This window comes from Halomonas sp. AOP22-C1-8, assembly GCF_052378905.1.
Taxonomy (GTDB): Bacteria; Pseudomonadota; Gammaproteobacteria; order Pseudomonadales; family Halomonadaceae; genus Vreelandella; species Vreelandella citrativorans.
In genome coordinates this window covers 1-7173 of sequence record NZ_JBQSYD010000053.1, presented here as the reverse complement: position 1 = coordinate 7173, position 7173 = coordinate 1, and the positions used below count along the sequence as shown (strand labels likewise).

The window sequence follows — 7173 nt, the reverse complement described above, 5'->3', positions numbered from 1 at the left end:
GCCATGCCCAGCCCGCACGCAGTAACGTCATCACTAACAGCATAACGCCCAACGAACCGTGGGGGCCGACGCTTGATAGCAACAAGGTGAGGGGCGTTTCGCCAAACCCGCGCCACGCCAGCACAACGCTGAACTGAAGCAATACGATAGCGGCCGTTAACCAGTGCAGAGTGCGGCTTATGACGCCGTAGCGCGTAGCGCTGTCCCGCCAGAAGAAGGAGGAGCTTGTTAAAGCAGCAGGGGAGGTTATGTCGGTCATTATTATCTTTCTCGATTCAATAACTGTTTTGATGGTGCGCTGTTACAGCCCTACAGAGCGGCACTAACGAGGGCATCAATTGTAGTGCTAATCGTTATCATTTAAAATCACGCGCTTATATTCACCCATGACTGATTAAAAAGCCAAGGCGCTTAAATGACCGTGCTGCCTATCGCGTCCACCACACAAGCGTGGACGCTTATCCGAGATACCCCGCCATGCTAGATGCAGCCGCCCTTCAAAAAGCGTGCCGTATGTCGCCTGCCAAGGCCGTTTGGTTACTTAGCCTGCCGCTGCTGGCGCTGTTTGGCATTAGCCTTCATGTTCAGGGCGGTATTGTTTCGGGGTTTCAGGCACTGCTGGCGCCTTCGTTTGGAAGTACCAATGAGGTATTACTCTATTATGCCTGGTGGCCACGAATAGGCGTGGCGCTGTTGGCTGGCGGCGGCTTGGCGCTGGCGGGTGTGTTGATGCAGCAGGTGCTGCGAAACCCGCTGGCATCACCCACTACGCTTGGGGTGGCATCGGGTGCTAACCTGGCGTTGCTGGCTACCACGTTGATGGCGCCTGGGCTGCTGGTTATCGGACGTGAGTGGGTGGCGTTAATCGGTGGCGGTTTAGCCGTTGGGCTAGTGTTTGCGCTGACCTGGCGGCGTGGGCTAGCGCCTGTGGTCGTGGTATTGGCTGGGTTGGTGGTTAATCTGTATTTGGGCGCACTTTCGACCGCGCTGTTGCTGTTCAACCATGAGACGCTGGCGGGGCTATTGATTTGGGGGGCGGGGTCGCTTGCCCAGAACGGTTGGAGCGGGGTAGCCACCTTATGGCCCCACTTGGCCATCAGTGCTGTGGCCGCAGGGCTGTTGTTACGCCCACTGGCCGTGTTGGAGCTTGACGATGCCAGCGCCAAGAGCCTGGGTATCTCGCTTAAATATCTGCGTTTTGCTGGGCTCGGGCTTGCGGTGTTTATTACCGGCAGCGTGGTCAGCGTTGTCGGTATTATTGGTTTTATTGGCTTGGCGGCACCCAATATTGTGCGCATGGCCGGGGCACGCCGATTAGGCAGCCGCATACTCTGGTCGACGCTGCTGGGCGCGGTACTGCTGGCGACCACGGATCTTCTACTACAGCGCTTTTCGGGCATGCTGACGACGCTGGTTCCCACCGGCGCCATTACCGGCGCGCTGGGTGCACCGCTGCTTTTATGGCTCATTCCTCGGCTGAAGCTTCAGGGGGACAGGCCTCCGCAACCCCCGGGGATGCTGGTAAGCCGTCATCCAACGCCGTACCGCTTGGCGATGGGGCTTTTAATCGCGTTATCAATGGCAGTATGCCTGGGACTGCTGTCAGGCCAGGGCGCTAACGGCTGGGAGTGGATTAGTCCGGCCCACTGGCAGGTGATGGAGTGGCGCCTGCCCCGAGTCATCGCCGCGGCAGCCAGTGGCTTGATGTTAGCCATCGCCGGAACAGTGCTTCAACGCCTTTCCGCTAACCCTATGGCGAGCCCCGAAGTGCTGGGTATCAGTGGGGGCTGCGCGATTGCATTAATCCTGGGCATTTACGTGCTGCCTGCACCGAGCAACGCAGCGCTGATCGGCATTGGGACCCTAGGGGCATTGACCACACTGGCCGTGCTAGTGATCTTGAATCGCCGTAGTGGCTTTGTGCCTGAGCGGCTGTTGCTTAGCGGCGTTGCGATTGGCGCACTGTTTGATGCGGTGCGTAGCGTGCTGCTGGCGGGCGGCGACCCGCGAGGGCAGCAGGTTATTGCCTGGCTGGCGGGCTCTACGTATTACGTGGATGTGACCAGTGCGGTGGTGGTGGGAAGTATCGCCGCTGTGTTGGCAGTGATAACCCTTCCTTTTACCCGCTGGCTCGATATTCTGCCGTTGGGCGCGCCGATGGCCCAAGCGCTGGGTGTGTCCCTGAATCGAGCGCGGTTGGGGCTGTTGCTGCTGGTGGCACTGTTAACCGCATGTGCCACGCTGGTCGTCGGGCCGCTCTCGTTTATCGGCCTGCTGGCACCGCACATGGCGCGTTTGGTGGGTTTTTCCCGCGCTCGGCAGCAGCTGGTTGGCGCCGCATTGATCGGAATGTTGCTCATGGTGCTGGCTGACTGGGTCGGCCGCCAGATTATGTTTCCGTATGAGATTCCCGCAGGCCTTGTTGCCTCGTTGATTGGCGGCGCCTACTTTATGTGGGGCCTGCGGCGTTTATGAGGCTTACGCGCTTAAGCGTTACGCCTAAGGGTGTTGATTGAAGTAAGCGGCCATCACGTCGAGTACCTTTTCGATATCGGCATCATTGATATCACGGTGCACGACAAGACGTGTGGCGTATAAAAGCTCAATTAAAATATCGTGCTGTTTAAGCCATGTTGAAAGAGGCTGAAGGTGCTCTTCCGAAATGTGTACAAACAGCATGTTGGTGGCTTGAGATGCCACCTCTATGCCCGGAAGCAGGGCCAAGCCTTCGGCCAGGCGTGCTGTGCGGCGGTGGTCGTTGGCCAGGTCCTGAATATTGTTATCTAACGCATACTGGCAGGCGGCGGCTATGATGCCTGCCTGGCGCATACCTCCTCCCGCTACCTTGCGCCAGCGGCGGGCACGCTCGATGAAGTCTCGTGGACCTATCAACGCCGAGCCGATCGGTGCACCCATCCCTTTTGAGAAGCACAGTGAAACGCTATCAAAGGGGCGGCATAGCTGCTCAAGCGGCGCCTGGCTTGCAACGGCCGCATTAAAAAGCCGCGCGCCGTCCAGATGCGTTGCCAAACCTCGTGAACGGGCAAACTCGGTGGCTTGATGAACGTAGGTTTCGGGCAGCACTTTACCGGTGATGGTATTTTCCAACGCCAAGAGACGCGTGCGGGCAAAGTGAACATCATCGGCTTTAATCGCTGCGCTGATTTTTTCTAAGGGCAGGCTGCCATCACTGGCATTTTCAATTGGTTGTGGCTGAATACTACCCAACACCGCAGCGCCGCCCCCTTCATAGCGATAGGTGTGGGCTGACTGCCCAACGATATACTCATCACCCCGCTCACAATGCGCCATCAGACCCACCAGGTTGCTCTGGGTGCCGCTTGGAAACAGCAGTGCCGCCTGCTTGCCGGTTAAGGTGGCAAGGTGCTCCTGAAACGCATTGACCGTTGGATCATCGCCCCAGACATCATCCCCAACAGGCGCACTCATCATGGCTTCTAGCATGGCGGCATCGGGTCGGGTGACCGTGTCACTGCGTAAATCGATCATAAAGATTTCCTTTATAAATAAGTGATTTCTACGTTAACCCACTAGTGTTAAAGCTACCGATAAAAGCGTTGCAAAGGGAACATGATGGATCTTAAAAGCGGCTATCCGTTTTGGACAGTAAAGAACGGTCTGTTGGCTACTTTCCCACAGCTAACCCACGACCATCAATGCGAGGTGGCCGTCATCGGCGGTGGCATAACCGGGGCGCTGATTGCCAATGAACTAAGCCAGCATGGCCATCACGTGGTGGTGGTTGAGCGTCGCGATATAGGCTGGGGAAGCACGGCCGCCAGTACCGCACTGCTGCAGTATGAAATTGATACCCATATGACCGAGCTTGCCCAGCGTTACGGTGAAGCAAACGCGGTGCTTGCCTACCGGGCGTGTGCAGAATCAATTTTTGAGCTTGAAGCCTTGGCGCTTGAACTGGAGGATGTGGAGTTTGAGCGCCAGCAAAGCCTCTATTATGCAAGCAGTGGGGAAGACGTAGCGTCGTTGAAAGAGGAACTTTGGCTGCGTCAGAAACATGGTTTTAAGGCCAAGTGGCTTGAGCGGGCAACGCTTTTGGAACGCTACGGCTTTGATGCGCCAGGCGCTATTTTAACCGAGCTTGCCGCACGCATGGACCCTTATCGAATGGTCTATCAGCTGTTTGGCAAGATAGCCACACAGGGCAGCGAGGTATACGACCGTACCCAGGTGGAACGCATGACCCAGCACGGTGAGCATATAGCGCTTACGTTGACGAACGGTGCAACGCTCAACTGCCAGCAGGTCGTGGTGGCCGCAGGCTATGAGTCTCAAGCGTGGCTGCCTGAGCCGGTGGCTAAAAACCGGAGCAGCTATGCATTCGTTACCGACCCGCTAACGCCTGACATGCTGGGCGAGCTTAAACATACCCTCGTCTGGGAGTCTGCGCGGCCCTATCTTTACCTGCGCACGACTCAGGAGGGAAGGCTGCTGGTCGGCGGTGATGATGATGAGCAGGATATTCCCAAGCGTCGCGATGAACGAGTACTGGAAAAAGCCGAGGGGTTGGCAGACAAGGTCAAGACGCTCTGGCCGTCGTTAACGATTAATCCTACCTTTAGTTGGGCGGGCACGTTTGCCGAAACATGCGATGGGCTGCCTTATTTTGGTCCTCATGATTCCCATGGGCCAAACGTGCACTTTGCCATGGCGTACGGCGGAAACGGCATTAGTTACAGCATGATAGGGGCCAAGCTACTGCGCGCTTTAATTGAAGGAAAGCCGCATCCGCTGGCAGAGTTATTTTCGTTTAAACGCCATATTTAAGCCACGTAACGGGCTATGTGATATTACCACCCCACATTGTCGTTACACGATGAGATCAGCGCCCATGAACCACTTGCTATTTTTACGTGCCCTTGAGCGTGGCGACCTGCGCTTTGTGCATGAACTTAATAATAATCAAAGTATTATGTCGTACTGGTTTGAGGAGCCCTACGAATCATTTGATGAGCTGGAGGAGCTTTATAACAAACATATCCATGATAATGCCGAGCGACGGTTTGTAGCGGAAGACAGCACCGGAACGGCGATTGGCTTGGTGGAACTGATTGAAATTGACTACATCCATCGCAGTGCAGAGTTCCAAATCATTATCACTCCGGACCATCATGGAAAAGGGTTTGCACGTTCGCTGATCCGCCAGGCCCTACACTACTCGTTTACCATCCTGAACCTTCATAAGGTGTTTCTCATCGTCGCAGTGGAGAACGTTAAGGCGATTCATCTTTATGAAGAGAGTGGGTTCATCGAAGAAGGACATCTGGTTCAGGAGTTCTTTATCAACGGCAAATACCGAGACGTAAAGCGGATGTATATCCTGCAGGAGGCTTATTTAGCAGCGCTTGAAAGTGACGCTACCTAGCAGTTGATTGATGGTTTGAATGGCGTACTCAGGTACAAAAATAACGCCTCCAAGGGGAGGCGTTGATAGGGGGTAAACAGCCGCGGGCTTTAGTAATCACAAAGATAAGCGGCAAAGGCATCAAACGCTGCGCGCTGCGCAAGCGCGTGCTGTGCCCATACTTCCATAATGTCCGCATTAGTGGCCGGGTACTGAGTCATTGAGTGTTGCATAGCATGCACTCCTGTTAGCAGGGGAGTTAACAACGGTTCTTGTTATGAGGATTTTTGGTTGTGCGTCGCAGCATTGGCTGCGGCGGAGGATAGTAGGCGCTTTTGAGGGTTGATGCTAGTCCTAACGTTGTAGGTAAAAGACGATGGGCTGTAAGTAATGGCTTACAGATTGAGTAGGTGAGTGCTTACATTGTTGAATGAAAAAGGTTTTCACAAACAATATAAAAAAAGCCTCAGGGTGCCAGGAGTTGGATGTTTTTTAGCTGTTCGCTGGTGAACTGACGTGTAACCCCAAAGCTAAAGCCCATGGTCACATGTCTGGTTTTAAAGCTCCGTCATCGCCCCTTCGTTAGCGCTTTCTCCTCGAGTAGCTCGCAGCCTCCCACTAAGTGCTGTCTAGGCTAACGCATGAGCTTGCACTGTTATTATTGGGTCTGTTGGTTAGCTGTGGGTCAACGGTTTGTTTCCACTGGTTAAAGTGTATTTTCGTAATTCTTGCAGGTGCCAAGAGCGCTAGCACTTTGGTCGCAGCATAGTGGTTTTTTTCTTGCAGGGCATGTTCTCGTTGATTACCTTTTATATTGTATGATGTATTACGAGTGTTGAGTGGCTACGGTTTTAACTCATTACCAATTGGCTTGGGCATACATGAGGGCGTTTCAGTGACGTTTTCCAAACAAGAAGTAGTCAAAGCAATAGGCGGTGGTTTGCTGTCATTCCCTATCACTGATTTCGATGCGAACGGACAGTTTGACGAGCAAAGCTACCGTGAGCGTTTGACGTGGTTTATCCGTCATGATATTTCCGCTGTTTTTGTAGCAGGCGGTACGGGTGAGTTCTTTAATTTAACCTTGGAAGAGTATCGGCAGATTGTCCGTGTGGCCGTAGAGGTCGTTGATGGTAAATTGCCGGTGATCGCAAGTGCTGGATTAAGCGTAAAAGCGGGTAAGGAGTTTGCCACTGCTGCTGAAGAGGCCGGTGCAGACGGTATTTTGCTGATGCCGCCTTACCTAACAGAGTGCCCGCAGGATGGATTGGTCGAGTATGCTCGACAAATCTGTGATGCCACGAACATCAACATTATCTACTACAACCGTGGTAACGGCATTCTAAATGCCGGATCTGTCCAGGCGCTTGCGGATGCTTGCCCGAACCTTATCGGCCTCAAGGATGGTAAGGGCGATATTCAAGCACTAAACAAGATCATTAAAACGGTAGGGGATCGCCTTGTGTATGTAGGCGGTGTGCCCACAGCTGAGATTTTTGCAGAAGCGTACCTCTCCATTGGTGTGAATACCTACTCTTCTGCGGTGTTTAACTTCGTTCCGGATATGGCAGTAACGTTTTACAAAGCGTTACGCCAAGGGGACAAGGATACGGTTAAGAATATTACTACGGGCTTCTTTATTCCCTTTATTGATCTGCGTGATCAAAAATCCGGTTATGCAGTTAGCTTGATTAAAGAAGGCGCGAATATTATCGGCCGTCCGGCTGGTAGCGTCCGCGCACCTTTAACCATGCCGACCCCTGAGCAACGCCAGCAGTTAGAACGCCTAG

6 protein-coding genes and 1 pseudogene are annotated in these 7173 nt (G+C 53.9%); 4 read left to right on the top strand and 3 right to left on the bottom strand.

The genetic code is table 11. The features are described from left to right. Positions 1–259: pseudogene (locus tag ACT3TY_RS17670) on the bottom strand (cytochrome b); the annotation flags it as partial. 218 nt (positions 260–477) lie between these two features. Between ACT3TY_RS17670 and fhuB the strand changes: the two are divergent. Further along, the gene (gene fhuB / locus ACT3TY_RS17665) at positions 478–2475 is read left to right on the top strand and encodes a Fe(3+)-hydroxamate ABC transporter permease FhuB (RefSeq protein ID WP_444629065.1); all 1998 of its coding nucleotides are present in this window, start codon (positions 478–480) and stop codon (positions 2473–2475) included. 24 nt (positions 2476–2499) lie between these two features. Here the strand turns inward: fhuB and ltaE are convergent, their stop codons facing one another. Further along, positions 2500–3510 (bottom strand): low-specificity L-threonine aldolase, encoded by a 1011-nt coding sequence (gene ltaE / locus ACT3TY_RS17660; protein WP_444629064.1) that lies wholly within the window; start codon positions 3508–3510, stop codon positions 2500–2502. Between the two features lie 81 nt (positions 3511–3591). On the opposite strand from ltaE, the gene ACT3TY_RS17655 reads away from it, so the two are divergent. Together ACT3TY_RS17655 and speG are read left to right on the top strand one after the other, a co-directional pair. Further along, complete coding sequence (locus ACT3TY_RS17655; RefSeq protein WP_444624384.1) at positions 3592–4806, top strand: NAD(P)/FAD-dependent oxidoreductase; 1215 nt, start codon at positions 3592–3594, stop codon at positions 4804–4806. A 64-nt stretch (positions 4807–4870) separates the two neighbouring features. Continuing rightward, positions 4871–5404 (top strand): spermidine N1-acetyltransferase, encoded by a 534-nt coding sequence (speG, locus tag ACT3TY_RS17650; RefSeq protein WP_444629063.1) that lies wholly within the window; start codon positions 4871–4873, stop codon positions 5402–5404. An 89-nt stretch (positions 5405–5493) separates the two neighbouring features. Here the strand turns inward: speG and ACT3TY_RS17645 are convergent, their stop codons facing one another. Beyond that, positions 5494–5616 carry a hypothetical protein gene (locus tag ACT3TY_RS17645; protein WP_264757783.1) on the bottom strand — a complete coding sequence of 41 codons (123 nt, stop codon included), beginning with the start codon at positions 5614–5616 and terminating at the stop codon, positions 5494–5496. Positions 5617–6278: 662 nt separating this feature from the next. Here ACT3TY_RS17645 and kdgD point away from each other — a divergent pair. Next, positions 6279–7173: 5-dehydro-4-deoxyglucarate dehydratase (gene kdgD / locus ACT3TY_RS17640; protein ID WP_444629066.1), on the top strand; the 895-nt coding region annotated here is incomplete at its 3' end.